Genomic DNA, 26,782 nt, shown 5'->3' with positions numbered 1-26,782 from the left:
GCTGCCATACGATCGACAAGGACGAGGCTAGCCGATCGTATGGTAGATTACTAGCCGATCGTAAAGCTTGGTGGTGAAGGGAGCCGGCGATGGGCACGGTCGCTGTGGTCGCCACCACCCCCGACACCCGGCAGCGGCTCATCGATGCCGCGATCGCGTTGTTCATCCGGCACAGTTACGCCGGCACCTCGCTGCAGATGATCGCCGACGAACTCGGTTTCACCAAAGCCGCTATCTACCACCACTTTCGGACAAGGGAACAGCTACTGACCGCGATTCTGGAGCCGATCATCGACAAGCTGACGGCCGTGGTCGACGAGGCGGAGCGCAAGCGTGGTGTGCATGCTCGCGCCGAATACATGCTCAGTGGTTACGCCCGCCTCGCTGTGGAGAATCCCATGCTGGTCTCGGTGCTGGCCTCCGATCCGAGCGTGCACACCGTGTTGAAGGCCAACCGCGAGTGGGCGCACATGATCTCGCGCCAGATGGCACTGCTCGCCGATGTCCACCCCGGTCCGGAAGGGTTCATCCGGGCGCAATTCGTGTTCGCCGGGATCGCCGGTTCGGCCGATCCCAGACGCGACGCCGACGAGGAGTGGCTGCACGGCCAGCTCGTCGATGCGGGTCGGCGTGCACTGGGATTGCGCACGCCTCGACGAACTCCCTAGATTTCACAACATTTTTCGTAGACCAGGCGGCAACGCCGCAGGAAAGGGGAAACTCGTGTCCACCACGAAGACGGCGTTGGTGACCGGTGGCGGTTCGGGTATCGGTGCGGCGGTGGCCAATCGGCTGCGCGCCGACGGCTACCACGTGGCCACGATCGACCTGAATCCCTCGGAGACGGATTTCTCCTACGTCGCCGACGTCACCGACCGCGCCCAGATCGACGCCGCGCTCGCCGAGATCCACGCCGCGCTGGGTCCGGTCACCATCCTGGTCAACGCCGCGGGTAAAGACAGCTTTCGCCGGTTCCTCGACCTGTCCTTCGAGCAGTGGCAGAACATCGTCGACATCAACCTGCACGGCGTCTTCCACACCATCCAGGCCGTCCTGCCCGACATGATCGAGGCCGGCTGGGGCCGCATCGTCAACATCTCCTCCTCGAGCACGCACTCCGGGGTGCCGTACATGTCGGCCTACGTCGCGGCCAAATCCGGCGTCAATGGATTGACGAAAAGCCTTGCCCTGGAGTACGGCCCGGCCGGCATCACCGTCAACGCCGTCCCGCCCGGCTTCATCGACACCCCGATGCTGCGCAAGGCCGAAGCCCGCGGCAACATGGGCGACATTCAAGCCACCATCGACGCCACACCGGTGCGCCGGATGGGGCAGCCCGGGGACATCGCCGCGGCCTGCTCCTTCTTCATCTCCGAGGAAGCCGGCTACATCACCGGCCAGATACTCGGCGTCAACGGCGGCCGCAACACCTAGCCGTCCGACTCCGTCGTGCTCGGGGTGACCGAGGTGGTCACGGTCACCGTGGTGGTGCTCACCGTTGTCGTCGCGCTGCCCGAGGTGGTCGTGCTCGCCGGGGAGAAGCTGGCTTCCTTGAACTCGATCCACGAGTCCTTGTAGATGACGTCGTCACCTTGGGAGACCAGGAATTGAGTGGGCGACACCGCGTAGGTGACCCCGTCGTTGTTGGCGATCAAAGTACCGTCGGAGCTGCGGGTGATCGGCAGGTGCAGGGGAGCATCGTCGGACAGGCGCACACCGCGGTACTCGAGTCCGCCGTCGGCGTTCACGCAGATCACAACCAGCGATTTCGCGGTGCGGCCATAGGCCATCAACGTCTGGTTCTCGTCGCAGCGGGCTCCGGTATCCACATAACCCCGCGAGTCGGCCTGATAGAACTCGGGCGCACTCGACGTCGTCGTCGTGGTGGTCGTCGTTGTGGATGGTGCCGCCTGCGCGACGGGCAGCGCCTCCGGTGAGCCGGACGACACGGTGACGCCCACCACCAGTCCCACCGCCGTGAGAGCCCCACCGATGCCCAGCCACGGCAACAATCGCGTCGATGGGGACGTGGGAAGCGGATCGTGAGCGGACATGGGATTCCTCCGGCTGCTGCGGCGTGTCACGCCTAAGCGAACCACCTCCGGCCGCGATTCCGGCGGTCATGCAACGGCGTTTCGGAGATCAATCGGCGAGATGCGCGTCACGCATATGCTCAGCTCGCCGGTTCGACCGGCTTGGACTCGTGGGTGAGAACGGCCCACAACAGGCCCGCGGCGTGCCGGGCCTGGTCGTCGGGAACGATGGGCGAGCCCGCCGCCGGCTGCTCGGCCGGTGACCCGCTGATGTGCTCCACCAGCGCGACCGCCAGCGACCGCAACTTCACGTTGGATTCGTGACTGGCGCGGCGCAGCGTCGCCCACGCCGCGTCGGCGTCACACCCCAGCCGCCCCATGATCGCGCCCTTGGCCTGCTCGATCGCGCCACGCGACTGCAGCACCGCCAGCATGTCGGCGATCGCGGTGCCGTCCTCGGCGCCGGCGGACACCATCGCCGAGCAGACCAGCTGCTCGTAACCGATGAGTGTGGTCACCGTGGATGCGGTCGCCGGCCGGTCCAGCACGCAGGACAACACGACCGTGCCGTCGGCCTTCCATACCCCGGGAACCGCGACCGAGCCGCGAACCTGACGCCACACGTCGCCGTAGTCGGCTGCCCGGGCCTCCATCGCCCCCAGAGTCAACTCCGGCCATCGCTCGTCGGCCCACAGATCCAGGCTCAGCACCGGTACTTGATGAACGAATGCATCGATGACCGGACCGCCGAGGCCGGCCAGCTGCGCCGCCACGATCTCACCGCCACGACCGCGGGCCGCAAGAACCGTCATCTCGTCCTCGTCAAGACGCTTGTCATGCACGGTGACCGCCAGGCCGACGGCCTCGGGAAGGTCGAGATGGACACGTTCGAGAATCCGCTCGAACAGCTCACCCTGCTGGGTCAGGCCACGAGGGTGAAACGGGGGGACGGGCATAGTGCGCCTTACTCCTTCATCACGACGGTGGCCACCCGGTCCAGGCCGGAAATCCCGAGAAGCGTCCTGATCGGCCCCTCGGCCGCCACGATCATCGTGAGCTCCGTCGTGGCCGCCAGGGCAAACAAGGCGCGCACCGCCGCGCTGTCGCAGTAAGTGACTTCGGCGAGGTTGACGGTCAGCCGGGGGGAGTCCGTCGCGGCCGTGGCCATCACATCCTGGAACTCGCCGACATTGGCCAGGTCGATCTCACCGGCGGCCACCACGTGTGGTGACTCCGGATCGGCGACCACCGTGACCCGGAACTGGGCCTCTGCCATCAGCGCAACTCCTCGAGTGTGTCAACGGGGGTGACGGGGCCCGGCCGTGTGGTGAGCACAACTGTATGCCCGACCCGGTGCGCCGGTGTCGTCATCATGTCGGCACCGCGAACGGCAGTACATGCCTCATTCACAGAAAATCTCCCGTCGCCATGTTCACCCCCGACGACGCAATCGCCGCAGCTTAGCAAGCTTCGATGCGGGGAGCATTCGACGGAGCCGAAATCTGCGGCGCCGTCACGATCGGCGCCGGCCGGCAACGCCTTTGTGGTTTCTCCCGAAGCACACCCGCAACAGCCGTTAGGCTCAGCGCGGGACCGGCGGGGGCACAGGGCCCCGCGGATGAGACCTCGAGGGTGGATAGATGCTCCGCGCATTCGTCATCGCAGCAGCCGTCGCCGGGACCGCGCTGGCAGTGGCGCCCAGCGCCGCCGCCGACGAACCTCACGGCCCGTTCCCCGGTGATCCGCCGGGAATGAGCTACGACGCCTACCTGAACGCACCCTGCTACCGCTGGGACCGCTTCATCTTCGGGCGCGGGCCCGGTGGCGAACCGTTGGCCTGCCATTGGATTCCCGGGCAGTCGCCGATCGGCATGGACCGGCCGCCGGAAGGTGTCGGATTCTGGGTCCTGTCACCCAAGATCTACGGGGTCCAGGAGGTCGGATCCCCCTGCCCGGGGTCGCAGGCCGCGGCGCAGTCACCCGACGGCCTGCCGATGCTATGCCTGGGCGCGCGGGGCTGGCAGCCGGGATCCATGCACTCCGGTGACTGGGGCAACGGAAACGACTTCTACCCGGCCGGCTGACAGCGAAAGTGCCGCCAAGGCCAGAACCCCGGCGGCACCTCCCCGGGCGTCCTAGACCGACGCCGCCTCGTTGAGCTCATCGAGCCGGCTGGTGGCCTCGAGGTACTCCTGAACCCAGCGCTCGATCACCGCCGAGGTCTTCTCGACCTTGGTGAACTGTCCGACGACCTGTCCGATCGGGTTGAACGCGACGTTGACGCTCTCGTTGGGGTACTTGTGCGTGGCGGCGACGGCCATCCCGGAAACCATGTACTGCAACGGCATTCCGAGCGGCTTGGGGTTGCCTTCCTTCTCCCAGGCCTCGGTCCAGTCATTGCGCAGCATGCGCGCGGGCTTGCCGGTGAACGAGCGGCTGCGCACGGTGTCGCGGCTCTCGGCCTTGGCATAGGCGGCGTGCTGAACGTCGGTGTGTTCGGACTCCTCGACCATGACCCATTGCGAACCGGTCCATGCGCCCTGCGCACCCAACGCCAGGGCGGCGGCGATCTGCTGGCCGCTGCCGATACCACCGGCGGCCAACACCGGCACCGGTGCCACCGCCTTGACGACCTGCGGCCACAGCACGATCGAACCGATCTCGCCGCAGTGCCCGCCGGCCTCGCCACCCTGGGCGATGATGATGTCCACCCCGGCTTCGGCGTGCTTCTTGGCCTGCGACGGCGACCCGCACAGCGCCGCGACCTTGCGGCCCTCGGCGTGAATGTGCTTGATCATGTCGGCCGGCGGCGTGCCGAGGGCGTTGGCGATCAGCGTGCACTTCGGATGCTTGAGCGCCACCTCGACCTGCGGCGTCGCGGTGGCCTCGGTCCAGCCCAGCAGCTGCAGCGCATCGTCGTCGCTGTGCTCGACCGGCACACCGTGATCGGCGAGGACCTTCTTGGCGAAATCGATGTGCTCCTGCGGCACGAGGTCGTTCAGGGTCTTCTTGAGGACCTCGGGGGACAGATCCGTCGAGTCCATGCCCTCGTACTTGTTGGGGATCACGATGTCGACGCCGTAGCTGTGGTCGCCGATGTTCTCGTCGATCCACTTCAGCTCAATCTCGAGCTGTTCGGGTGTGAAGCCGACCGCACCGAGCACCCCGAAGCCGCCGGCCTTGCTGACGGCGACGACGACGTCACGGCAGTGGGTGAACGCGAAGATGGGGAACTCGATTCCGAGCTCGTCGCAGAGGGCAGTGTGCATGGACCGGCTCCTTCAAGCGGGGGCGTAAGCAGACTGGAACGTGTTCTAGTTTAGTACGTCGGTAGAGCGGCAGTTCCAGGTATCCGCCATCAGGGGACCGACGAATGGCTATCGATGCGGCCAACCCAGCCAGAGCACCAGAAATGCCAGCAACGACACTGCGCACACGATGTGGTCGCGATAGATCATCCGGGCCAGCCGGGTCTGGTCGACGGCGGTGCCGCTGCGCTGGCCGAGCCGCACCGCGTTCGGCACGGTGCGGGTCAGCGCCAGCAGGATCGGACCGCCGGCCAGGGCCGCCGAGACGGTGAGTAGCCACCCCGGGCTGGCGCCGAACAGCCCCTGCCCGAGCAGAGCAGCCAGCAGGACCACCATCACGGCGGCGATCAGGCGGCCCATCGGTTGCGATGTGGTGGTGGCCCGGTGGTAGTAGCCGGCGATGGACGCCAGTGTCGCCTCGGTAAGTTGCTCACGGCGGCGAGCCGAGCGGACCTGGCTGTCAAAGATCAGATCCATCCACAACACGGCGAGCAGGAAACCACTGCATGCGGTCAACAAACCGGTGAGCACAGACATCGCGGCTCCGACCTCGGGATGACACCGAAAGGAGTAGCGTCGATTGTGTGCCCAGAGCAGGGCATGGGTCAACGACGGGGGTCGACCATGGTTACCGCAAGGCTTCGAATCCAACGATTGGCGTTGGCCGGGATGGCCGCCGCGGCACTGACCGTGGCGCCCCAGTACGTAGGCATCGCGCCGGCCGCCGCTGAATCGGATTGCATCAACGGTGTTTACCCGCTCAACCCCTACGTCGTGAACTGCAACCTGCCGCCGCGTAAGACCCAGGTGATCGGCGCGGCGCCCGATGCCGGGGCGATCATCGCCTGCCGCCACAATCCGACCTGCCTGTCCTACTACGTGAACTATCCGGGCATCCTGATCGTCCCGGGCTATCGCCCCTGAGTTCTCGACCAGGCCCGGCCCCGCGCCGACCCACCGCGAGCGGCGGCTACGGCGCCGAGAACAACTCCACTTCGGAGACCAGCGGCAGGTTCAGCGTGGTCCGGATACCGGGCGGGGCGGCGATCACCGCGGGGATCGCGTTGACGATCCGACCGGCGCCGGCCGCGATCGCGGCATAGTTGTGGTCGCCCTTCTTGCTCGTGGGGCAGATGTCGACGACGTAGGACGGCTCGCCGGTGATCTCCACCCGGTAGGACCCACCGGGCTGGGCCGGTTGCGCCCAGTCCGGGCGTAGATCCTCGCGCAGCCGGGTGACGTGCTCGACGACGATCGCGGCGTGATCGCCGACCATGCCCTTGATCTCGAAGCGCACCGCGGCCACGCCGCCCTTGGGGATGTGGCCGGCGGCGACGTCGAAAGCCTCAGGGGCCGGCTCCCGTTCGTAACTCTCGGTGATCGAGTCCAGCGAGATGTTCAGCCCCGCGGCCAGCTGCCGGATACCACAGCCCCAGGCGATGCCGAGCACGCCCGGCTGGAACAGCATCGGCACCTCGTCAAGGGGCTTGCCGAAGCCCATGACGTCGAACATGACGATCGCCCCGTCGTAGGTGGCGTAGTCGGCGATCTCCATGCAGCGCACCTGTTCGATGCTCTGGCAGGTGCTGGCGAACGCCAGCGGGACCAGGTCGGTGACGAAGCCCGGGTCGACGCCGTTGATGTAGATGCTGGAATTGCCAAGGCGGCCAGCTTCTTCCAGGGGCTGGATGTACTTGTCCGGCATCACGTGCCATGGGAACTGCAACACCACTGGCGCCGAGCCCACCACGTTGATGCCGGCGGCCAGGATCTTGCGAACATCCTCCATGGCCTGGGGCATGCGGTTGTCTCCCATTGCGCAGTAGACCGCGCATTCGGGTTCGGTAGCCAGCACGGCGTCGAGGTCCTTGGTCGCGAGAATGCCGGTCTTCACGTCCAGGCCGGCCAGTTCTCCCGCGTCCTTGCCCACCTTCTCGTCGGCGGACACGCACAGCCCGGTGAGCTCGAAGCCCGGGTTCTCGATCAACTCGGATAGGGCGATCCGGCCGACATTTCCGGTGCCGATGTGGGCAACGCGGATGGCCATGGGTTCTCCTCACACTGGGGTCTGCGGTGGGTTCAGTATGCGCACTCCGCGGCGAAACTGGAACAGGTTCTACTTCGTCGGAGTGCCGCACGGTAGCGTGTCGCCTCATGGGACGCGTAGACGACAAAGTGGCCATCATCACCGGCGGAGCTCAGGGGATGGGAGCCGCCGACGCGCGAATGCTCGTCGCCGAGGGCGCCAAGGTGCTGATCGGGGACATCCTCGACGACAAGGGCAAGGCCCTGGCCGACGAGCTCGGTGACGCCGCGCGCTACGTCCATCTCGACGTCAGCGATGCCGATCAGTGGCAGGCCGCCGTCGAGACTGCGGTCACCGAATTCGGCAAGGTCAACGTGCTGGTGAACAACGCGGGCATCGTTCAGGTCGCGCCACTGAAGTCGCTGGACGTGGAGCGGTGGAAAAAGGTCCTCGACGTCAACCTGACCGGGGCGCTGCTCGGGATCAAAGCTGTCCTGGAGCCGATGAAGGCCGCTGGGGGTGGCTCGATCATCAACGTGTCGTCCATCGAGGGCATGCGTGGCGCTTCCTGGGTGCACAGCTACGTGGCGTCCAAATGGGGCCTTCGCGGCCTGACGAAGTCCGCGGCCCTGGAGTTGGCGTCCGACAACATTCGGGTCAACTCGGTGCACCCAGGCTTCATCCGCACGCCGATGACCAAGCACCTTCCCGAGGACATGGTCAGCGCCCCGCTGGGCCGTCCCGGCAAGCCCGAGGAAGTGGCCACCTTCATCGTGTTCCTGGCCAGTGACGAGTCGTCATTCTCCACCGGTTCGGAATACGTGGTCGACGGTGGCCTGATCACCGACGTTCCGCACCGCGCGATGCCCTGATCGCGTCGACGAGGCAATCGGGTCTAGTCCCGCCGGCGCGTCCGCAGCGCCAGGGACGCGAACGCCGCGCCCAGGGCCGCCCGCCCCAGTGCGGGGAAGTGGCCGATCGCGTTGGCCGCACCGCTCTTGCGGCCCGGAATGGTCAGCCGCATTACCGGCCAGTCGTTGGCGGCGGCCTTCGCCGCCAGGCCGGGCCTGGGGTTGACCGGCCTGGGATGGCCGACCAGGGTCATCAGCGCGGCGTCCTCGTCCCCGTCGGCGTAGAAGTAGCTGGCGGCCAGGTCGATGTCGTTGTCCGCGCAGAACCGTTGCACCGCAGTGGCTTTCTGCCGTCCCCACACGATGGGCCGGTTGATGGTTCCGGTCAGCCGGCCGGCGTCGTCGAGCTCGAAGGTGTTGCACACCACCTCCTCGATACCCAGCGCGCGGGCCACCGGCTCGGCATGGATGGTCAGGGCTGACGAGCTCATCACAACGGTGTGCCCGCGAGCCTGATGAGCCGCGACGATCTCGCGCATCAGCGGATACACCCGGGCCGCGACCTGTTCGGTGTACAGCCGCTCGCCGATCTCATCGAGCTCGGCCAAGGACTCGCCGCGCAGGTAACCGGCCGCGCGGATCAGCAGCCGCTCGAACTGCATGCGGCCGAGCTTGTAGCGCAGCGATGCCTCGATCACGCCGAGGACCTCGCCGATCCTGGCCTGCCCGCGGCGGACTCGGTCGCTGGCGTGTGCGGTTGCGGTGAATCCGGCCACCAGAGTGCCGTCGAGGTCGAAGAACGCGCCGACCGTCGGCCCCGTCGGGCTGCCGGCGATCTGGACGAGCGGATCCGATGACAGGGTCACCCCACCATCATGCCGATCTTGTCGGGAATGCCCGGCGATGTGTCGTGTTGCACACCCACATGAAGCTCAACGATGCGGCGCGCGCTCTGATCGGCTCCGCTGCCGACGCCACGTTGGTCACCCTCAACCCGGACGGCAGCCCCCAGGTGTCGTTGGTGTGGGTGGCGTTGCAGCCCGGCGAAGACGGCGACGAGCTTGTCGTCGCCAGCCTCGCCGACCGCAAGAAGGTCCGGAACGTGCGCCGCGACGGTCGCGTCGCGCTGACGATCGTTTCGAGCGAACCGGGCAGTGTGAGACGTCCGTACCTCATCGTGACCGGGACCGCACGCGTCGTCGAGGGCGGCGCACCCGGACTCCTGCGGGAACTCGCCGCGACGATGGTCACCGACGACGACGTGACGTTCCCGCCCGAGGATTCACCGCCGGGATACGTGACCCGCATCCGGATCGACGCGATCGGCGGCATCGGACCCTGGACCGACTAGCCGCCGTGTTTGCCGCGCGTCTGGGCCGTTGCCTCCAGTTCGTCTTCCCAGGCGCCCTCGTCGCGCCCGAGCGCGATCGTGGCCGCTGCCATGGCGCCGACGGCCATGGCCAGCACCACCGCGACCGGTTTACTGACCGCCAGGTGATCGCCCAGCACGACCTCACCGAGCAGCACGGCTACCACGGGTTCGAGCACCAGCATCGCGGGAACCGAGGCCCGCAGCGAGCCGGCGTGGAAGGCCGACTGTTGAAGCAGGGTCGCGATGATCCCGACCGCGAAGACCACATACAGCACCGGCGTGGTCAGCAACCGCACCACGCTGCCCTCGCGGACGATGTGCATGACGAGCTTGGTCAGCACCGCCACCACACCGAAGAGGACGCCGACGCCCACCGCCAGCAGGATGGCGCGGCGCCAGTCGGACAGCCGCAACGCCCCCAGCAGGCAGCCCGACACGAACAGCAGGCTGATCCCGGCGACAATCACGGCCGGCAGCGTCGCACCGTCGTAATCACCGGGCTTGGTGCGCGCCAGCGATACGAACACCCCCAACGCGACCGTGAGCAGCGAGGCCCAGCCCCACTCGGCGCGGCTGACTCGCCGGTGGGCCAGTCGCGCGCTCAGCGGCAGTGCGAACAGCAGCGCCGACACCATCAGCGGGGCCACCAGCAGGATGGATCCGAAGGCCAGCGCGACCGCCTGAAAGGCGTAACCGGTTACCGCGGCGGCAGTTCCGGCCCACCAGAGCCGGCGGCGAAGCAGCGTGGACACCATCACGGTGCTGACGCCTTGATCGTGGGGCACGTCCATGGTGGCCCGTTGCCGGACGACGATGCCGACGGCGGCGAACACCGCACCGGCAAGGGCGGCTGCCACGACGAAGGCGTGTTGCAGCAAAATCCGTCCTTCCGATGCTGTTGTTCGGCGGTGCTACCTCCGAATCTAGGCCACCCACGCGTTTGGCGAGCGGCGCGCGGGTGTCAGTGGATCTGCACGACCACCGATGTGCCGTTGTACCCGGTGACCCTCACCCAGGCGGGGGCGGGTTCCGAATCCGGTGCCCGGCCGGTGATCGAGACGGTCTCGCCGGGGAACACGGTGACATAGTTGTCGTCGTACTCGATCGGCAGGATCTCGTCGGCCAGTGCACTTGGCAGCAGTTCGGCGCGTTCGAAGAACGCGATGTGCGAGGTCGGGTTGTGCAGGCTGATCGTGACGTCGCGCCCGCCGTCCCGGCCGGCGGCGGCGGTGATGTCCAGCGGCACCTTGGGCATCGAGTTCAGCGCGGTCATGTCGGCCCAGCTCACCTGATTGGCGTTGAATGCGGCGTCGTTGGCGGGCGGGCCGACGTCGTCGACCCGCCGGGACTGCCAGTACACGTTGTCGGCGATGACGTCGCCGGCCGGGTCGAGCAGTTCGCAGCGCACGAAGAACACCGGGGAGTCGGACGGACCGGGCGGCAGTGTCATCGCCTGCACCGCACCACCCGGGTCGACGCTGATGCCGTCGGCCGCCCGGTCGTCGCGCAATGCGCCCTTCACGTCGTAGGTGCGGACCCGGACCCGCAGGTTCTCCCGGGAGCCGGGAGTCTGGTTGACCACGGTCACGTGCGCCTGGCGGTGGTTGCCGGTCGCGTAGGAATCGAACACCACCGACAGTGGCTGTAGGCCCTTCTTGGCGCCGTAGTAGGCGCCGCCGGGGCGCAGGTAGTAGTCGAAGATGTTGCCGAAGAACGACGGCCAATGACTGTTGAGCATCCAGTAGATGGTCATCTTGTGCCCGTCCCAGCCGTTGGCGGCGAAGGATTCGAACTGCGCGCGGGTGGCCTCGTAGTGCGCCAGCTGGGCCTTGTCGGCGAACATCTTCGCGCTGGTAGACGGACCGTAACGCCGGTCGATGACACGCTGGACGTTCACCAGGCGCGAGTTCTGCGGATCGGATCCGGCGTGGAAGAACCAGGTGTCGTTGATCGGCCACAGTTTGTCGGGCGGGATGAACTTCTGCAGACTGGCGAATGGCGGAATGTGTTCGTTGTCACCCTGTTCGGCCGACGAGCCGCGAGCGGCCCCGTACTGGCCGGCGAACCAGTAGGACGGCGGGCGCCACGTATAGGGGCCGGCCATCTGGATGCCGTCCCACAGCTGCTGGCCGTCGGCGTCTCGGTTCAGCGATGACACGGTGTCCACGGTGGCGTTCTGCCAGTGCAGATCGGACAGGATCTGGTGGTAATCGGTCAGCACTCCGGCGGGAGGGCGCCCGTCACTGCCGTTGGCCCAGACGAACACCGATGCGTGCGGGCGCAGCATTGTGATCTGGGATCGCAGGCTTTCCTGCGCGACGCGGTAGTCCTCGTCGTCCCACTGCTGCCACTTCTCCCACTGGTTGCAGCACATCCACCCGTACATCAGCGGGATGCCGAGTTCGTCGGCCATCTCCACGAAACGGCGCGAGGAGATCTTGGACTCCAGTCGCAGCATGTTCAGCCCGAGGTCTTTGACGTAGCGCAGGATCGCGGCGTCGCGGTCGGGGTCGTACTTGTACAGCAGGTCCGGAGTGTAGGTGGCGCCCCGGATCAGGAAGTTCTTGCCGTTGACCTGGAGGTAGAAGTTCCCGCCGGTGCCCAGGTCGGCGAATGAGTCGTCCGAGTCGCGGCCCTGGGTGATGGTGCGGATACCGAACTTGAGGGTGGAAACCTCGGTGACGACTTCTTTGCCGGCGTCGTTCTGGACGAATTCGAGCCTCAGATCGTAGAGGTCGGGTCGGCCCATCGTGTAGGGCCACCACAGGTCGGGGTGGTCGACGACCAGCGCCGCGAACCGGTCGGGGCTCAGCGTGATCTCGCGCTCCTCGCCGGCCAGCAACGCGACCGGCTCGTCGACATGGATGGGGGCCCTGCCGTTGCGGGTGATGGTGGCGCGCAGCACGCCGCGCACTTGCCGGATGGAGTAGTTGCGCAGCGGCGCGTAGACCGTCAGCCGGGCACTGTCGGTGTCGGGCAGCGGGAGCTCGGTGTTGACCGTGGCGTCACCGATCGACACCGGTCCGGATGTCTTGAGGTACACCGGTTTCCAGATCCCCGCGTTGCGGTCGGGCACGAAGGAATTGCCGTTGGCGGGATTCTTGTCCGGCCCCTGATAGCCCAGATATCGCCAGTTGATCCAGTCGTACCAGCTGTCGGCGAGTTCGACACCGTCGACGTCTTGGACGGCCTGTTCCGGGGTGACCTTCACCGCGAGGGTGTTGGGCCCACCCGGGGTGATCCAGCGCGTGACGTCGAGTTCGTGGTCGGTGTACATGCCGACGATCTGTTCGTTGCCGGCGACGCGGTGACCGTTGAGCCAGATCTCGGCGCGGTAGTTGATACCCGGGAAATCCAGCAGGTAAGTCGGGTGGTCGCTCGGGGCGGTGAACGTAGTCCGATACCACCAGTCCTGCTTGTAGAGGTCCTGCGGGACTTCCTCGAGCAGGTTCTTGCCGTAATAGAGATTCGGGTAGACGCCGTCGTCCTGCAACGTTTCCAGGACGGTGGCGGGCATGCGGCGCACCGGGTGCCAAGCCGCGGCGTCGTAGTCGTTCGCCGAGATCACCGCGCCGCCGTCGGGCAGGCCGCGCGCCGAGGCGAGTCGCCAACCGTCGGCCAGTTCGATGTCCTGCGCCGAGTGCGGCTGCGGACCGCTGAACACCCGCAGGTCGCCGGCGCAGACCAGCAGCACGAGGATGACGAAGATCGTCCCGAGGGTCTTCGCCACCGTCCCCAAGCTCCTCGTGTCGAGATCTGCGACAGGGCACCCAGCGCAACCGATCATCTGTCGCGCGTTCATCTTGGCAGAGCGGTGGTGCGGTCGCCGCATCTGCCGGAGTTTGTGTGGACCCCGCCGAACTCGCCGCGCCGATCTACGCTGGGGCCATGACCGATCACGACCGCGCCGCCGCCCGCCGCGAGATTGCCGATGCTCTGCTGAACGCCCTCGAACGCCGTCACGAAGTGCTCGACGTCATCGTCGACGCGGATGATCGGGCGGCGGCGGTGGACGCCATCACCGCGCTGCTGGGTACCTCTCGGCTGGGCAGCGAGGCCGTCCTGGGGTTGTCCTTCGACCAGGTGACCAAGGATGCCCGCGACCGCATCGCCGACGAACTCAACGACCTCAACAGCCAGCTGTCGTTCACCCTCGGGGAGCGCCCGGCAAGCTTGGACGAGAGCCTGCAACTGCGCCCGTTCTCGGATGAATCCGACCGCGACATCTTCGCCACCCGCACCCAGGAGATCGGTTCCGCCGGAGACGGTTCGGGCGCGCCCGCCGGCGATCTTGATGACGAGATCCGTTCGGCACGTGACCGTTTGAGCGCCGAGGAGGCTGCCTGGTTCGTCGCCATCGATGGCGAGCAGAAGGTGGGCATGGTGTTCGGCGAGCTGGTCGGCGGCGAGGTCAACGTTCGTATCTGGATCCATCCCGACCACCGGAAGAAGGGCTACGGCACCTCGGCCTTGCGCAAGTCGCGCACCGAGATGGCCGCCGCCTTCCCGGCTGTCCCGCTCGTGGTCCGGACTCCGGGCGCAGCGCCCCGCTGAGCGGCGTTCCCGGGCGAAGGCGCGCGTTGGCGCGACGACACGCGGTAGTTGCGGGTATCGCGCGCACGGTCGCTGTCCGAGAACTTGGCGCGCCTGCGTAATCTCCCACGGTATGGGTACGCGCGCGGGAATCGTGGTCACCGGCACCGAAGTTCTCACCGGACGCGTGGCTGACCGTAACGGTCCGTGGGTCGCCGACCGCTTGCTGGAGTTGGGCGTCGAGTTGGCCCACATCACGATCTGCGGTGACCGGGCGGCCGATATCGAGGCGCAGCTGCGGTTCCTGGCTTCCGAAGGTGTCGACCTGATCGTCACCACCGGCGGCCTCGGCCCGACCGCCGACGACATGACCGTCGCGACCGTGGCGCGGTTCTGCGGTCGTGAGCTGAGGCTCGATGCCGAACTGGAAGCCAAGATCACGGCGATCTTGAAGAACCTGATGGCCCGGTTCACCGGCGTCGATTTCGACGCCGTACGCGCGGCCAACCGCAAGCAGGCGATGGTGCCCGTGGATGCCCACGTCCTGGACCCGGTGGGCACCGCCCCCGGCGTCGTGGTCCCCGGAGCGCCGACAGTGCTGGTGCTCCCCGGGCCACCGCGCGAACTTCAGGCGATGTGGCCGGCCGCCATGGCCGATGAAGCCGTCCAGCAGGCCATCGCCGGGCGGACGGTCTACCGCCAGGACACGGTGCGGATGTTCGGCCTGGCCGAGTCCGGGCTGGCCGAGACACTGCGCGAAGCCGAGAGCATTCCCGGGTTCACCGGCCTCGAGATCACCACCTGCCTGCGCCGGGGCGAAGTGGAGATGGTGACCCGCTACGAGCCGAACAGTGCCGAGACCTACGAAAAGCTGATGGACCTGGTGCGGGTCCGGCACGGGGAAATGGTGTTCTCCGAGGACGGTTCGCTGATCGACGACCAGGTGGCCGCCCTGCTGGCGGGCCGGCGCATCGCAACGGCGGAGTCGTGCACCGCCGGCCTGCTGGCCGCTCGTCTCACCGACCGGCCCGGCTCTTCGGCGTATGTAGCCGGCGCGGTCGTGGCGTACGCGAACGAGGCCAAGGTGGATGTCCTCGGCGTCGACCCGGCCCTCATCGAGGCGCACGGCGCGGTGTCCCAGGAAGTGGCTGAGGCGATGGCGGCCGGCGTGTTGCGCAGGTTCGGCGCTGACACCGCGGTCGCGATCACCGGGATCGCCGGGCCCGGTGGCGGAACTGAGGCCAAACCGGTAGGCACCGTGTGGTTTTGTGTGATGCTCGGCGACGGCACGGCGGTGAGCCGGCCCGTGCGCCTGCCGGGGGAGCGGGCCGACATCCGCGAGCGATCCACGACGGTGGCGATGCACCTGTTGCGCCGCACCCTACTGGGACTGACCGCTTAGCCGTGATCCAGTGACCCCGGATCGACCGGGAAGTCGAAGTATGTGTCGGGGTATGGCTCCGGCTGATAGGTGTAGTGCCACCACTCGATGGAGTTGTCACCAAACCGAACCTGTTGTGGTGCAGTGCAGTCCATCAGCGGCTGACCGGGGACGTAGGGCGGGGTCGGCGTTGCCGGCAACGCCGACCAGGGTGAGGTCCATGGTCGAACCACGGCTGTGCCCCGAGCGTTCGGCGATGTAGCCGTCGTCGAACAGATTCGCCTTGTCGACCCGCGGATAGAACTCGGCCTTCATTCTCTGGTCATCAAGATTGGTTGCCCACGAAACGAATTCGTTGACCGCCTGCTGTGGGCGGTAGCAGTCGTACACCCTGAGGGTGTAGCCGAGCCCAGCGAAATCCTGCTGGGCGCGCCGCAGCCCCTCGGCCGCTTCACGGGTGAGGATGCACATCGGGCTGCGGTACCCGTCGATGGGATCGGGCGATGAAGTCGTGCGCGGTGGCGTACCGGATCTCCTGCAGGATCGACGGATCGACGTCGGACAGCGCCACGAAATCCGCGGGAGCAGGGGAGTCGGCGCGCGCGGCGGGCGCTGAAACGGGAAGGATGGCCAGCGCTGCCGTCGCGGCGATGGGGAGGCGAATCAATACCCGGTCACGGGTTTTCGTCACGGTCCCAGAGCTCGAGCATGGTGCGCAGGATGTCCTCGGCCCGGCCCAGGCCGGCGAGATGACTCTCGCCCGAAAGCGCGTGCAATTCGGCGTCGGGCAGTCGGGACACCACGTGCTCGCCGTGCGCGAACGGCACGATGTGATCGCGGTCGCCGTGCCACCACCGCACCGGAACCTTGACCTCGTCCAGCCGGAAACCCCAGTCCCGGGCGAACACCACGATGTCGGCCAGCGGGGCCGCCAGTTGCTTACGGCTGCCGTTGAGCAGATCGTCGAGGAACATTGCCTTGAATTCGGGACGAACCAGCATCTTGCGGTCGCCCTCCGGGGAGATCCCGGCGTAGATGTAGAGGGCGGGCTCGGCGACCGGCCTGATCAACCGAATGAGGCTGACGGCCGCGAGCCGGAGCGGCGCCCCGGCCACCTCGATGATCGGGGCTGCGACGGTACCCAGCTTCATCAACCCACCACTGATCGCGTCGGGGCCCACGGTCGGGGCCACCCCGCCGAGCACTCCGGCCGCCACGATGCGATCGGGCATCGCGGTGGCGCAGGCCAGGGTGTACGGACCGCCGCCGGACAACCCGACAACGGCCATTTTCTCGACGCCGAGGGTGTCGGCGATGATCGTCAGGTCGTTGGCGAAGGCCAGCACGTTGTCGTACTGGAACGGGGTCGAGGATCCGATGCCGGGCCGGTCGACCCCGATGAGCCTGATGTCGTTCTGCTCGGCGAAGACCCGGGCTTCCACCGGGATCTGGCGCCTGGCCCCCGGGGTGCCGTGCAGCCAGAAGACCGCCCGCCCGTGGGCGCTGCCGAATTCCGCGAAACCGATCTGGCGGTCCTCACCGACCGCGATGTTGCCCTCCAACTTCGGACGAGCGATAGCGACAACCATGGGCACAGTGTGTCACGCGGCCGACGGCCGCTGTGCGGATCACCCAAAGGGGTATCGCTCAGGATGCGAGGGTGCCGAGCCAGCCCGGCGGACGGCGCTGCGCCCAGGGGATGGCTTGCTCGAGCTGGGCGGCCAGCTGCAGCAGGACGGTCTCCTCGGGCGCCATCAGCTGAACACCGATGGGCAGGCCGTCCTCGGTGGCCGCCAGCGGAAGTGAGATGGCCGCCCAGCCGGTCACGTTGCCCATGGTCGTCCACCCGGTATGGGCGAATTCGACGTCGAAGAACGCCCGGGTGGTGCCTCGTGGCTGATCGAGGACGCCATAGTGCGGTGGTGGCGCCAGCAGCGTCGGGACGAGCAGCACGTCGTGGGCACCCAGGCCCGCGACGAACTGTCGGGTTTGAGCGTGGATGATGTCGATGGCATCGGCGTAGTCGACGCCGGAGGTAGTGAAGCCCTCTCGCATCATCACCCAACTGCTTGCCTCGAATTCGTCCTCGAACGGGTCGCGGCCAAGGTGTGATCGGGCCAAGTTGTACAGCTGCACGTTGCTGACGTTGTGCAGCACCGCGATCGCGCCGGCGACGGCGTCGGCGTCGAATCCGGGCGCTCCCGGTTCGACGTGATGGCCGATCGATTCCAGTGCGCGCCCGGCGATTTCGACGGCGGCAACGACGCGTGGATCGGTTTGGGGAGCGGGAAACGGGGATCCGGTGGCGATCAGGATCCGCTGCGGTGGCGGCGGTTGGTCGATGGCGCGCAGGAACGGCGTCGCCGGCAACGGTGCGTTGTACGGATCACCGGGCGCCCCTCCGGTCACCGCGTCGAGCAGGGCGGCGCTGTCGCGCACCGTGCGGGTCAGGGCGTGCTCGACGGCCAGCCCTTCCAAGAGGTGCCCGGACGGCGCGAACGACGTCCGGGCCCGTCGGGGTTTGAGTCCGACCAGTCCGCAGCAGGCGGCGGGCACCCGGATCGAGCCGGTCCCGTCACCCCCCGATGCGGCCGGCACCACCCCCGCTGCCACCGCGGCGGCCGATCCGCCGCTGGAGCCACCGGGGGTGATGTCCGGCGACCACGGATTGGCGGTGCGGCCGAACAGCGACGGCTCGGTTGTGCAGTGGTTGCCCCATTCCGGGGTGTTGGTCTTGCCGAACACCACCAGGTCGGCCGCCAGGTAGCGCTCGACGATCCATGCGGTCTCGGTGGCGACGTAGGTGCGCAGTGCCCGCGAACCCATCGACTCGCGGACACCGGCCAGCGATGCGCCCAGATCCTTGAGCAGAAACGGAACTCCGGCGAGCGGACCGTTCGCACCGGTGCGCAACGTTCCGGCCCGGTCGAGCGCCGCCGCTTGATCACGTCCCCGTTCGAAGAGATCGGTGATGACGGCGTTGAGCCCGCGGGTGGCTTCGGTGCGGGTGATCGCCGCGTCGAGCAGCTCGACCGCCGACACCCCTCCCGACGCGGCCAACTCGGCCTGCCCGATGGCGTCGAGGTCGGCGAGGTCAGCGGCAAGTTTGGCGTCCATTCTCACGGATCCTCGCCGCCGCGGCGCCAGGCGGCAACCCGGGCGCGATCCTCAGTCGCCGCCGGGACTGAGCAGTTCGCTCGATTCGCTCTGCTGCGCGGCGGCGGCTTCCTTGGCCGCCTGCTCTTCCTCGGATGCCTCCTCCGCCTGGCCCTCGGGGCTGGCCAACGAGTTGCCGGGCTTGCCCGCGCTGGCGAGTTTGGCGTCACAGTTCAGGTAGAGCAGCACGGTGTCGGTGACGGGGGAGAAGTTGTCGCCCTTGAGCCAGGACGCCTTCTGCGAGCGGGTCACCACGCAGTCGCTCTGGCTGACCCCGTCCCCGACGGAGGTGGCGACCACGGGCGTCTCGCCGGCGTCGCTGATGGCCGAGGAGGCGTCCGAATACGACTGCCCGGCATAGTCGTCGGCGAGGGCGACACCGGACCCCACCGTGATCGACATCGCACCGAGGCCGAGGGCTCCCAGCCCGAGTCGAATGAGCTTGGTCATAGGCGATCGTCCTCCACGCTGGTCTCCGACATGCAGCGTCACAGTCGCCGGGACGCGAAAACTGAGAATAGGGGCACTGTCTGGCAACTACCTGGAGGCCAACTGACGGCACTCTGGTAACCGGGGACGGCCGGGCCGCTTTCTCTTCGCCTTCCGGAGTCCCGCCCGTCACCTCGCCGATATCGTCCGGTCGGCCCGGCGGGGTTGACTGGCCGCATGTCTGAAACTCCGACCGAGTTCGAAACAGTCTCCGCCGTTCCGGCCGTCGATGACGACGCCACACCGATTGCCGCCGACGAACCCGACGAGGACCTCCTGCCGGGCGAGGTCGGCGGCGACGAAGATCACGAATCACGGATGAACATCGTCATTCGCCAGGTCCTCGAGCGCCAGATCGCCGTCGGTCAGGCCCTCAGCAGCCAATTGATCGATGCTGCAACCGATGTCACGACCGCCGTCGCGCACGCACCGGCCACGTTCGCGGGTGCCATTCAAGACGGAGATACCCTCGCCGCGGCCTGGGAGCGCACCGGCACGGGTGTACAGGACGTGATCGGCGAAGCCGGCGGACGGCTTCGTGCCGCTGTCACAACCTTCGTCGGGCATCAGGCCACCCTTCCGGTGGCGATCCTCGGCTACGCGGGCGAGGTCGCCGGTTCCCTGGCCTCCGCCCAGGGCACGGTGGCGGGCTCGGCCTTCGACGGCGCCTTCGCGGTGGCGATCGCCGCCACCCAGGGGCACAATGTGCGTGAAGCGTTGGGCCGCAACATCGAGGAGTTGCGGGCCACGGCGACCGCGGCTCGCGGTGACGTCAACGAGTCGGCCAAACGGGCCGGCCAGGAGGTTCGAGGGGCCGTCGGCGGCGAACTCGGCCCGCTGGTCGCTGCGATCACGGGTGCCGACGAGGATTCTTGACAGACAACGAACTTCAGGTGACAACCAGCACAGTGCGGCGCGTGTCGCGGCGGCCGCTGTCGGCCGGGTGGCACAGTGGTGTCGTGGCACAAACACGACGGACACGATCGGGTCCCTGGCGCCATCCGTTGTCGCTGGGGTTCGAGGCGCACCGCGGGCTGCTGCTATTGCGTCTGCGCTGGCATGAGCGAACCCGCCGGCGCGCGGACACGTCACACACCGGTGCTGGCGACACGCCTTCGGTATGACGACGGGGTTTCCCCGCAGAACTGACTGAAGGCCCGGGTGAACGAGCCCACGCTGTCGAAGCCGACGGCGGTGGCGGTCTGCTGCACGCTCTGGGCCGGGCCGGCCAGTAGTGCCATCGCCCGCAACATCCTGGCGTGCAACAGGTAGGTGCGCCAGGACATCTGCGCCTCGTTCTGGAACTGGCGTCGCAGTGTGCGTTCGGAGACGGCGACCGCGCGGCAGACCTCTTGCAGGCTCACCGACTGCAGATGGTTCTTCGTGTAGGCCATCGCCGCCGCCACGATAGGGTCGTCAGAGCTCGGAAGGCTCAGCGGCGCTTCGTGATCCAGTGCCTCGGCCACCAGGTTGGCCAGCGTGCCGAAAAACAGGTCGGACGCTTCGTCCTCGTCGGCGCGGTAGATCGGCCAGCGCAGTGCGTAGAGCATCATCTCCCGGATGAGCGGGGAAACCGCCAGAATCCGGGCGCGATCGCCGGGATTGGGGATGAGCTCCGGGTCGAACATCACCGCCAGTGTCTTGACCGACGGATTCATCGTCGCCTGGTGCTCCAGCCCGGCGGGGATCCAGGCCGCCTGCTGGGGCGGCAACAGATAGTGTGCCGATGCCGTCTCGACCTCGACCACCCCACCGATCGCGTATTCGACCTGGTGCATGTCGTGAAAATGCCAGCCGGTGACCAGCAGGTCGCCCTCGTAGAGGTAGCTGCCCGCCAGGACCCGCCCGCCCCGGCGCAGCTCCACCTGGCCGATGTTGGCCGGTTGCGCCCCCGGCCGCATCTTGGCCGTTTCGGCCAAACCTCTGGCCGAATGTGCGGAGACGGTCATGGTTATCGAGGGTACAACTTGAAACATGAACGTCGACGACCTGATTCTGGTGAGCATCGACGACCATGTGGTCGAGCCGCCCGACATGTTCCTCAACCACGTCCCGGCCAAGTACAAGCCGGACGCGCCGATCGTCGTCACCGATGACAAGGGCGTCGACCAGTGGATGTACCAGGGCCGCCCGCAGGGCGTGAGCGGGCTGAACGCGGTGGTGTCCTGGCCTGCCGAGGAGTGGGGTCGCGATCCGGCCGGCTTCGCCGAGATGCGCCCCGGCGTTTACGACGTCCATGAGCGGGTCCGCGACATGAACCGCAACGGCATCCTGGCCTCGATGTGCTTCCCGACGTTCACCGGCTTCTCCGCGCGGCACCTCAACATGACTCGCGAGGACATCACCCTGGTGATGGTGTCTGCCTACAACGACTGGCACATCGACGAATGGGCCGGCTCCTATCCGGACCGCTTCATCCCCATCGCGATCCTGCCGACCTGGACGCCCGAGGGGATGTGCGCCGAGATCCGCCGGGTCGCGGCCAAGGGCTGCCGGGCCGTCACCATGCCCGAACTCCCGCATCTGGAGGGTCTGCCCAGCTATCACGACGAGGACTACTGGGGTCCGGTGTTCCGGGCGCTATCCGAGGAGAACGTGGTGATGTGCCTGCACATCGGCACCGGGTTCGGCGCGATCAGCATGGCGCCCAACGCGCCCATCGACAACATGATCATCCTGGCCACCCAGGTGTCGGCGATGTGCGCCCAGGATCTGCTGTGGGGACCGGCGATGCGCAACTATCCCGACCTGAAGTTCGCCTTCTCCGAGGGCGGTATCGGCTGGATCCCGTTCTACCTCGACCGCAGCGACCGCCACTACACCAACCAGAAATGGCTGCGGCGCGACTTCGGCGACAAGATGCCCAGTGAGGTGTTCCGCGAGCACTCGCTGGCCTGCTACGTCACCGACAAGACCTCGCTGAAACTCCGCCACGAGATCGGCATCGACATCATCGCCTGGGAGTGCGACTACCCGCACTCGGATTGCTTCTGGCCCGACGCACCCGAGCAGGTTCTTGCGGAACTGAACGCCGCGGGCGCTTCGGACTCGGACATCAACAAGATCACCTGGGAGAACTCCTGCCGGTTCTTCAGCTGGGACCCGTTCGCCCGTACCGCCAAGAAAGACGCCACTGTCAAAGGGCTGCGCGCGAAGGGTGCCGATGTCGACGTGTCCATCCGCTCCCGCAAGGAATGGGCGCAGCGCTACGCCGAAAAGCAGCTGGCCAAAGCCTGAGCCCCGTCGTTCACGCCCAAACCGACAAATCGCCGGGGAAGTGCGAATAAACGCCCGCATTTCGTCGATCTCGACGGCCGCCGCGTCGCGAAAAGTTTGGGATCGGTAGCGACCACCGGAGCCTGTACTTGGTTCGTGACGGTGCCACCGAGGCGCCGCGCGAACGAAGGGAATACAGGTGAAACGAATTCTCGCGGTTGGTGTCGGCGTGGTCGGCTGCAGCATGCTCCTGATGGCCTGCTCCGACAACAACAGCAGCACCAATCCCACCAGCTCGGCGACGGGTCCCGCGCCCACCAGCGCCGCGGTCGCCTCCGGCGGGAAGACGTCGGTCAAGGTCGAGGGAAACGACCTGCAGGGCCTGGACCTGAACACCGTGACCTGCGTCAAGCAGGGCAACACGATCAATATCGCCAGTGGGGCGGTCGGTGGTCAGCAGGGGCTCGGTGTGGTCATGACCGACGGTCAGCCGCCGAAGGTGCAGTCCCTGGGGATGGTCGTCGATGGCAACGCACTCGCGGTGAGCGACAACATGGGCATGAAGACCGGTTCTGCCGACGTCAAGGTGGATGGCAACACCTACACGATCACCGGTGAGGCGGCCGGCGCCGATATGAAGAACCCGATGGCCGGCATGATCAGCAAGAAGTTCGAGATCACCGTCACCTGCAGCTGAGGTGGCCGGCATCGCGGGAGAGGGACGGCGGACGTGCCGGGCACGTCCGCCGTCTCGGCGGCTCCGAACCGTTCGGCCGACTTATGATCCAGCCGTGTCCATCAACACTGAGCTGCAGCGGGCCCGCCAGCTCGCGCTTGCCGCCAAGGAGGAGGTGGCCAAGGAGCTGCTGCTGTCGCTCATGCCGGAGATCGAACGCGAGGGTCGCGACGACCTGGCCCTCGAGGTCTACGCCCAGCTCGGCGAGATCTACCTCACCAGAACGGCTTACGACGGCACCCGCGAGTGCCTCCGGCGGATGACCGACTGCCTCGCCCAGTACGCCGACGGCGCGCCGACCGGCCATCTGGTCGCCCGCTATACCCTGCGGGCCCGATACCTGCGCACCGGCCTGGCCGCGGCGGCCGGCGATCACGAAGAAGCCGCGACCGAGCTCGCCGGCCTGCACGATGACGAAGCCGGGCAACAGCTCCCCGACCTGGAAGCCGAACAGCGCCATCTGTCGACCCTGGCCGCTGTGCTGTGCGCGACGGCGCTGTGCGACGACGATCTGCACGTACCGGCCTCGGCACTGTGGCAGGAGATCATCCCGATCGTTGACGGACTGACCGACGGCACCGACGACGCCGACCAGCTCCTGGTTGCCGCCGGAATCGCCTACGGCCGGTTCTGCGTGGAGACCGGCAGACTGGGCGAAGGCGAGCAGTGGCTACACCGGGCGGGCGCCCGAGCGCAGCGCCGGGAGTGGGGATTGTATTGGGCGCGAGCTGAACTCGAGACTGCCGCAGCCGCCTGGATGCGGGGGGACCACGAATCCACCGAGCGACTGGTCGGGTCCGCCTATCCGGTGATCGCCGAGCATTCACGCGCCCATGACGTCGCCCGGTGCTGGTGGTATTTCGGACTCACCCGGTTGGGATTCGGCTGGCTGGAAGAGGCCGACGAATCCTGGGGACATGCCGAAACACAGTGGCGAGAGCTGGGCCGCCCGCTGTACATCCATCGCATCCTGCTGCAACGCAGCTGGATCTCGGTGTTCCGGGGACGCTTCGCCGAGGCGGTCGACCGGGTGGCCGAGGCTCGCGCGTTCCTGGACGACTGGCCGCGATCGAGTTGGTTGCAGTACGCCCGCCTCGACGACCACCTCGGCTCGATCTGGCGGGCCGACGCCCTGGCCGACTTGAACGTCGACGGTGCCGGCGATCCGTGGGACAGCTGGCAGCAGGTCCAGGAGAGCCAGGTGGCCTCCGCCGGCCTCACCCGGTTCGAGGCCGGGAGTGAGCGCCACCGCAACGCCATGGCCAAACTGGAGAAAGCTGCCGAACTGAAGATTCCCGCCGCCCTGGCCGTGGACTCCGTGCGCTACGCCATGCCGGACGCCGACGCGCGCTGGCGATGGGCGTCGGCGGTGTCGGCACGGATGCTGGCCGGCGCGTTCTCGGTGGCGTGGGAGTCGGAGAACGACGCACTCCTCAGCGAACTGATCGAATATCATTGTGCGCGTGGCACTTTTGCCCACGAACCGCGTGCGCAAGACAGCGGGTGGGATGCCCCGGCAACTGCGGTGGCGCCGGTGGAGACATTCGACGAGGAGGCGTTGGCCGCCAGCGGGTACTCGGTCGACGCACTGACGCTCACCACGCTGGGACCGCTGCCACCCCTACAGATGGACCCCGGCGGGGCGCCAATCCTCGCCCGCTACCGACTGCTGGCCCACAACCGCTACGGCCAGGCCGTCACCTCCGGCGGGGCCGCGTGGTCGACGTGGCCATGAGCACCACGCTCGTCCTGCGCTTTGCCGACGTCGGAGTCGCGACCTATGCCAGCCTGCGCATCATCGGCCAGCCCGGGGGGACCGTGACGTGGGTGCTGCACGAGCCGATCGTGCTGGCCGCGCTCAAGGAACTCCAAGCGGCATTACCAGACCCGGACGGCGACGAGAGCCTCACCGAGGCGCTGGACCGGGCGCTGACCCGCGGGCCGTTCGCCACCGCACAGGGCGAGCTGACCCTCGCCTATATCCTGGGCGCGCTGTTGATATCCGCACCGGCGTGGCAACTGATCTCGGATTGCGTCGCCGATCCGCGGCCCGTGCTGTTCATCTCTCCCAGTGCCCGGCTGGCGCGCATCCCGTGGGGCCTGCTGGCGGTTCCGCTGACCGGTCCGGATCCCGAGGAGCTGATCGCCGCGCGCAAGGCGGCGGTCACCTTCAAGGGAACCAACGCGGCCCGCATTCGGTGGCAGCTGGACGATATCGACACCGTCACCGAGGGCTTGCGTCTCATGGAGCTGGCTGATGTGGTGCTGGCCGTGCCACCCAACATCGCGCATGCACCGCGCATACCGGTGCAATGGCGCGAAAGGCGCAGCGCTCCAGCACTTCTGGTGGTCGATCCCCGCGTTCCGGGTCAGCGGCCGGATTCACCCTTGGGCTCGGTGCTGGGCCGGCCGTCGAGCCAGACTGCGCTGTCCCGCCATTTCGGCGAACTCCTCGCGCGCCGTCCGGTACTGCCCCAGGTCGATGCCGCGGTGGAGTTGTTCCGCCGCACCGACGCCGACCGAACCTGGTTGGCCACGCTCCTGGAGTGCGCCCCGAGCCGGTTGCTGTTCGTCGGCCATGCCAGCGCCGCCGACCGTGCCCACGGCTACGCCGATCGCGCCGCCCTGCATCTGGCCTGCACGGCCGCGGCCGAGGGTGCCGCCGAACCAGTCGGGAATCACCGCCCGCTGCTGGCCTCCGACCTGATGGCCGCCGCACTGCCGGCGCCGCCCAGGGTCGCGCTGCTCGCGTGCGGTTCCGGCGGCGACTATCAATTCGACGAGGCGACCGGACTGGTCGCCGCGATGGTTCTGTGCGGCAGCGAACTGGTGACCGCGACGCTGTGGTCGTTGCCCACCACCGCCGGATATCGCCGGTTCACCGTCCGCGCCGAGGATCCGATGGCCGAGATCGTCATCGCCGTCGACAAGGCGCACGAGGATGACGACGCGGTGTTGAGTCTCAACAGGTGGCAGCGCGAGCAGATGCGCCGGTGGCGCGACGGCGACGTCACCGCCAGCCCGCTGTACTGGGCTGCGCTGGTCACGTTCGCGGTCGGGGGTGCGCGGTGACCCGCTCACGCCGGTGGCACGCACACCGCGATCGCGGATTCGTCCTCCGGCAGGTAGTAGGCGTCGATGATGCTGCCGGGGGAGACCTTGAGCAGCGCGGTTTCCGGCACGAGGGTGGTTTCGCGGGCCGGGAACTGACCACCACCGGGGCGGGTGACCATGAGGTCGAGTTCCACCTCGAGGTAGGCGGCCCGCTCGCGGCCGGTGGGCCGCATCCCGGTCACCACCCCGCACGAACGGGTGCCGAACCGGATCACATCCAGCTGATCGTCGGTGAGCACGCCTTGACGAACCAGCGTGTGGTCGACGGCGGCCCGCACCGCGATGGCGTCGTCGGCCAGCGAGAGGTGGTTGCGGCTGGCCGGGTCGAAGGACACCAACACAATCACCCCCGGCCTCAGCGCCGAGACCACCGGATCGCCGTGGCCGTGGCACAGCCGTCCGGTGAAGCGCTGGCCGGCAACACTTTCCACCTCGATGACGATCACGGGATCGTCCGCGTCCGCCACCATCTGTACGGTACCGACGCCGATCGAGCGCGGGCAGCGAGCTCGGCGTGGGCGTGCCGGCCGGGGCGGTTGGCCGGCGAGACCGGCCGCGACGATGATC

General features: G+C 67.6%; 28 protein-coding genes and 1 pseudogene. 13 read left to right on the top strand and 16 right to left on the bottom strand.

The genetic code is table 11. The annotated features are described in order from the left end of the window. The first annotated feature begins 89 nt into the window (after positions 1-89). Positions 90-668, top strand: coding sequence for a TetR/AcrR family transcriptional regulator (locus ORI27_RS04735; RefSeq protein WP_265995387.1), 579 nt, complete (start codon positions 90-92; stop codon positions 666-668). 55 nt (positions 669-723) lie between these two features. Beyond that, a complete protein-coding gene (locus ORI27_RS04730) occupies positions 724-1,434 on the top strand; it encodes an SDR family NAD(P)-dependent oxidoreductase (RefSeq protein ID WP_265995385.1) in 711 nt (236 codons plus the stop codon). On the opposite strand, the gene ORI27_RS04725 is transcribed toward ORI27_RS04730, so the two are convergent. The 3 genes from ORI27_RS04725 to ORI27_RS04715 form a co-directional block, all read right to left on the bottom strand. Next, positions 1,431-2,054, bottom strand: coding sequence for a hypothetical protein (locus ORI27_RS04725; RefSeq protein ID WP_265995383.1), 624 nt, complete (start codon positions 2,052-2,054; stop codon positions 1,431-1,433). The genes ORI27_RS04730 and ORI27_RS04725 overlap by 4 nt on opposite strands. 119 nt (positions 2,055-2,173) lie before the next feature. Then, positions 2,174-2,989, bottom strand: coding sequence for an ANTAR domain-containing protein (locus tag ORI27_RS04720; RefSeq protein ID WP_265995382.1), 816 nt, complete (start codon positions 2,987-2,989; stop codon positions 2,174-2,176). Positions 2,990-2,997: 8 nt separating this feature from the next. Further along, on the bottom strand, positions 2,998-3,309 hold the full coding sequence (locus tag ORI27_RS04715) for an STAS domain-containing protein (protein WP_265995381.1): 312 nt from the start codon (positions 3,307-3,309) through the stop codon (positions 2,998-3,000). A 364-nt stretch (positions 3,310-3,673) separates the two neighbouring features. On the opposite strand from ORI27_RS04715, the gene ORI27_RS04710 reads away from it, so the two are divergent. Further along, the gene (locus ORI27_RS04710) at positions 3,674-4,117 is read left to right on the top strand and encodes a hypothetical protein (protein ID WP_265995380.1); all 444 of its coding nucleotides are present in this window, start codon (positions 3,674-3,676) and stop codon (positions 4,115-4,117) included. A 51-nt stretch (positions 4,118-4,168) separates the two neighbouring features. Here the strand turns inward: ORI27_RS04710 and ORI27_RS04705 are convergent, their stop codons facing one another. Together ORI27_RS04705 and ORI27_RS04700 are read right to left on the bottom strand one after the other, a co-directional pair. Further along, positions 4,169-5,302, bottom strand: coding sequence for a nitronate monooxygenase (locus ORI27_RS04705; protein ID WP_265995379.1), 1,134 nt, complete (start codon positions 5,300-5,302; stop codon positions 4,169-4,171). A gap of 108 nt (positions 5,303-5,410) precedes the next feature. Beyond that, the gene (locus ORI27_RS04700) at positions 5,411-5,878 is read right to left on the bottom strand and encodes a hypothetical protein (RefSeq protein WP_265995378.1); all 468 of its coding nucleotides are present in this window, start codon (positions 5,876-5,878) and stop codon (positions 5,411-5,413) included. An 87-nt stretch (positions 5,879-5,965) separates the two neighbouring features. On the opposite strand from ORI27_RS04700, the gene ORI27_RS04695 reads away from it, so the two are divergent. Then, on the top strand, positions 5,966-6,265 hold the full coding sequence (locus ORI27_RS04695) for a hypothetical protein (protein WP_265995377.1): 300 nt from the start codon (positions 5,966-5,968) through the stop codon (positions 6,263-6,265). A 46-nt stretch (positions 6,266-6,311) separates the two neighbouring features. Here the strand turns inward: ORI27_RS04695 and ORI27_RS04690 are convergent, their stop codons facing one another. Then, a complete protein-coding gene (locus tag ORI27_RS04690; RefSeq protein ID WP_265995376.1) occupies positions 6,312-7,388 on the bottom strand; it encodes an NAD(P)H-dependent amine dehydrogenase family protein in 1,077 nt (358 codons plus the stop codon). Positions 7,389-7,495: 107 nt separating this feature from the next. On the opposite strand from ORI27_RS04690, the gene ORI27_RS04685 reads away from it, so the two are divergent. Next, complete coding sequence (locus ORI27_RS04685; protein WP_265995375.1) at positions 7,496-8,239, top strand: glucose 1-dehydrogenase; 744 nt, start codon at positions 7,496-7,498, stop codon at positions 8,237-8,239. Positions 8,240-8,262: 23 nt separating this feature from the next. On the opposite strand, the gene ORI27_RS04680 is transcribed toward ORI27_RS04685, so the two are convergent. Then, positions 8,263-9,084 carry an HAD family hydrolase gene (locus ORI27_RS04680; RefSeq protein ID WP_265995373.1) on the bottom strand — a complete coding sequence of 274 codons (822 nt, stop codon included), beginning with the start codon at positions 9,082-9,084 and terminating at the stop codon, positions 8,263-8,265. A gap of 59 nt (positions 9,085-9,143) precedes the next feature. Here ORI27_RS04680 and ORI27_RS04675 point away from each other — a divergent pair, with 59 nt between their 5' ends. Continuing rightward, the gene (locus ORI27_RS04675) at positions 9,144-9,569 is read left to right on the top strand and encodes a PPOX class F420-dependent oxidoreductase (protein WP_265995651.1); all 426 of its coding nucleotides are present in this window, start codon (positions 9,144-9,146) and stop codon (positions 9,567-9,569) included. Here the strand turns inward: ORI27_RS04675 and ORI27_RS04670 are convergent. Both ORI27_RS04670 and ORI27_RS04665 read right to left on the bottom strand, forming a co-directional pair. Then, positions 9,566-10,468 carry a DMT family transporter gene (locus ORI27_RS04670; protein WP_265995371.1) on the bottom strand — a complete coding sequence of 301 codons (903 nt, stop codon included), beginning with the start codon at positions 10,466-10,468 and terminating at the stop codon, positions 9,566-9,568. The genes ORI27_RS04675 and ORI27_RS04670 overlap by 4 nt on opposite strands. An 83-nt stretch (positions 10,469-10,551) precedes the next feature. Continuing rightward, a complete protein-coding gene (locus ORI27_RS04665; protein WP_265995370.1) occupies positions 10,552-13,320 on the bottom strand; it encodes a glycoside hydrolase family 2 protein in 2,769 nt (922 codons plus the stop codon). Positions 13,321-13,478: 158 nt separating this feature from the next. Here ORI27_RS04665 and ORI27_RS04660 point away from each other — a divergent pair, with 158 nt between their 5' ends. Both ORI27_RS04660 and ORI27_RS04655 read left to right on the top strand, forming a co-directional pair. Beyond that, on the top strand, positions 13,479-14,144 hold the full coding sequence (locus ORI27_RS04660; RefSeq protein WP_265995368.1) for a GNAT family N-acetyltransferase: 666 nt from the start codon (positions 13,479-13,481) through the stop codon (positions 14,142-14,144). A gap of 112 nt (positions 14,145-14,256) precedes the next feature. After that, positions 14,257-15,525, top strand: coding sequence for a competence/damage-inducible protein A (locus ORI27_RS04655; RefSeq protein WP_265995366.1), 1,269 nt, complete (start codon positions 14,257-14,259; stop codon positions 15,523-15,525). Between the two features lie 96 nt (positions 15,526-15,621). On the opposite strand, the gene ORI27_RS04650 is transcribed toward ORI27_RS04655, so the two are convergent. Genes ORI27_RS04650 through ORI27_RS04630 form a run of 5 tightly spaced genes read right to left on the bottom strand, consistent with a single transcriptional unit; the run spans position 15,622 to position 19,110 of the window. Further along, positions 15,622-15,975, bottom strand: coding sequence for a M15 family metallopeptidase (locus ORI27_RS04650; RefSeq protein WP_265995364.1), 354 nt, complete (start codon positions 15,973-15,975; stop codon positions 15,622-15,624). After that, a complete protein-coding gene (locus ORI27_RS04645) occupies positions 15,956-16,195 on the bottom strand; it encodes a hypothetical protein (protein ID WP_265995363.1) in 240 nt (79 codons plus the stop codon). Before ORI27_RS04645 ends, ORI27_RS04650 begins: the two co-directional genes overlap by 20 nt. Next, a complete protein-coding gene (locus ORI27_RS04640; RefSeq protein ID WP_265995362.1) occupies positions 16,179-17,093 on the bottom strand; it encodes an alpha/beta fold hydrolase in 915 nt (304 codons plus the stop codon). The genes ORI27_RS04645 and ORI27_RS04640 overlap by 17 nt, the downstream gene beginning before the upstream one ends. Before the next feature lie 58 nt (positions 17,094-17,151). Next, positions 17,152-18,621, bottom strand: a complete 1,470-nt coding sequence (locus ORI27_RS04635; protein ID WP_265995361.1) for an amidase — start codon at positions 18,619-18,621, stop codon at positions 17,152-17,154. Positions 18,622-18,672: 51 nt separating this feature from the next. After that, positions 18,673-19,110: a hypothetical protein gene (locus ORI27_RS04630; protein WP_265995360.1), complete on the bottom strand. Its 438-nt coding sequence runs from the start codon at positions 19,108-19,110 to the stop codon at positions 18,673-18,675. A gap of 216 nt (positions 19,111-19,326) precedes the next feature. On the opposite strand from ORI27_RS04630, the gene ORI27_RS04625 reads away from it, so the two are divergent. After that, positions 19,327-20,025, top strand: a complete 699-nt coding sequence (locus tag ORI27_RS04625; RefSeq protein WP_265995359.1) for a hypothetical protein — start codon at positions 19,327-19,329, stop codon at positions 20,023-20,025. A gap of 212 nt (positions 20,026-20,237) precedes the next feature. Here the strand turns inward: ORI27_RS04625 and ORI27_RS04620 are convergent, their stop codons facing one another. Next, a complete protein-coding gene (locus ORI27_RS04620; protein ID WP_265995358.1) occupies positions 20,238-21,098 on the bottom strand; it encodes an AraC family transcriptional regulator in 861 nt (286 codons plus the stop codon). Between the two features lie 25 nt (positions 21,099-21,123). On the opposite strand from ORI27_RS04620, the gene ORI27_RS04615 reads away from it, so the two are divergent. The 4 genes from ORI27_RS04615 (at position 21,124) to ORI27_RS04600 (ending at position 26,173) form a co-directional block, all read left to right on the top strand. After that, positions 21,124-22,386, top strand: a complete 1,263-nt coding sequence (locus ORI27_RS04615; RefSeq protein ID WP_265995356.1) for an amidohydrolase family protein — start codon at positions 21,124-21,126, stop codon at positions 22,384-22,386. Positions 22,387-22,564: 178 nt separating this feature from the next. Further along, entirely contained in the window at positions 22,565-23,062 is a 498-nt protein-coding gene (locus ORI27_RS04610) for a lipoprotein LpqH (protein ID WP_265995354.1), read from the top strand. Positions 23,063-23,156: 94 nt separating this feature from the next. After that, entirely contained in the window at positions 23,157-24,836 is a 1,680-nt protein-coding gene (locus ORI27_RS04605) for a hypothetical protein (protein ID WP_265995353.1), read from the top strand. Further along, positions 24,833-26,173: a CHAT domain-containing protein gene (locus ORI27_RS04600; RefSeq protein ID WP_265995351.1), complete on the top strand. Its 1,341-nt coding sequence runs from the start codon at positions 24,833-24,835 to the stop codon at positions 26,171-26,173. Before ORI27_RS04605 ends, ORI27_RS04600 begins: the two co-directional genes overlap by 4 nt. Before the next feature lie 5 nt (positions 26,174-26,178). Here the strand turns inward: ORI27_RS04600 and ORI27_RS32985 are convergent. Then, positions 26,179-26,487, bottom strand: a pseudogene (locus tag ORI27_RS32985) (hypothetical protein); the annotation flags it as partial. Positions 26,488-26,782: the final 295 nt, after the last annotated feature.

This window comes from Mycobacterium pinniadriaticum (genome assembly GCF_026242045.1).
GTDB classification, from domain to species: domain Bacteria; phylum Actinomycetota; class Actinomycetes; order Mycobacteriales; family Mycobacteriaceae; genus Mycobacterium; species Mycobacterium pinniadriaticum.
The sequence above is the reverse complement of the archived record's forward strand: the minus strand, read 5'-3'. Positions and strand labels throughout refer to the sequence as shown.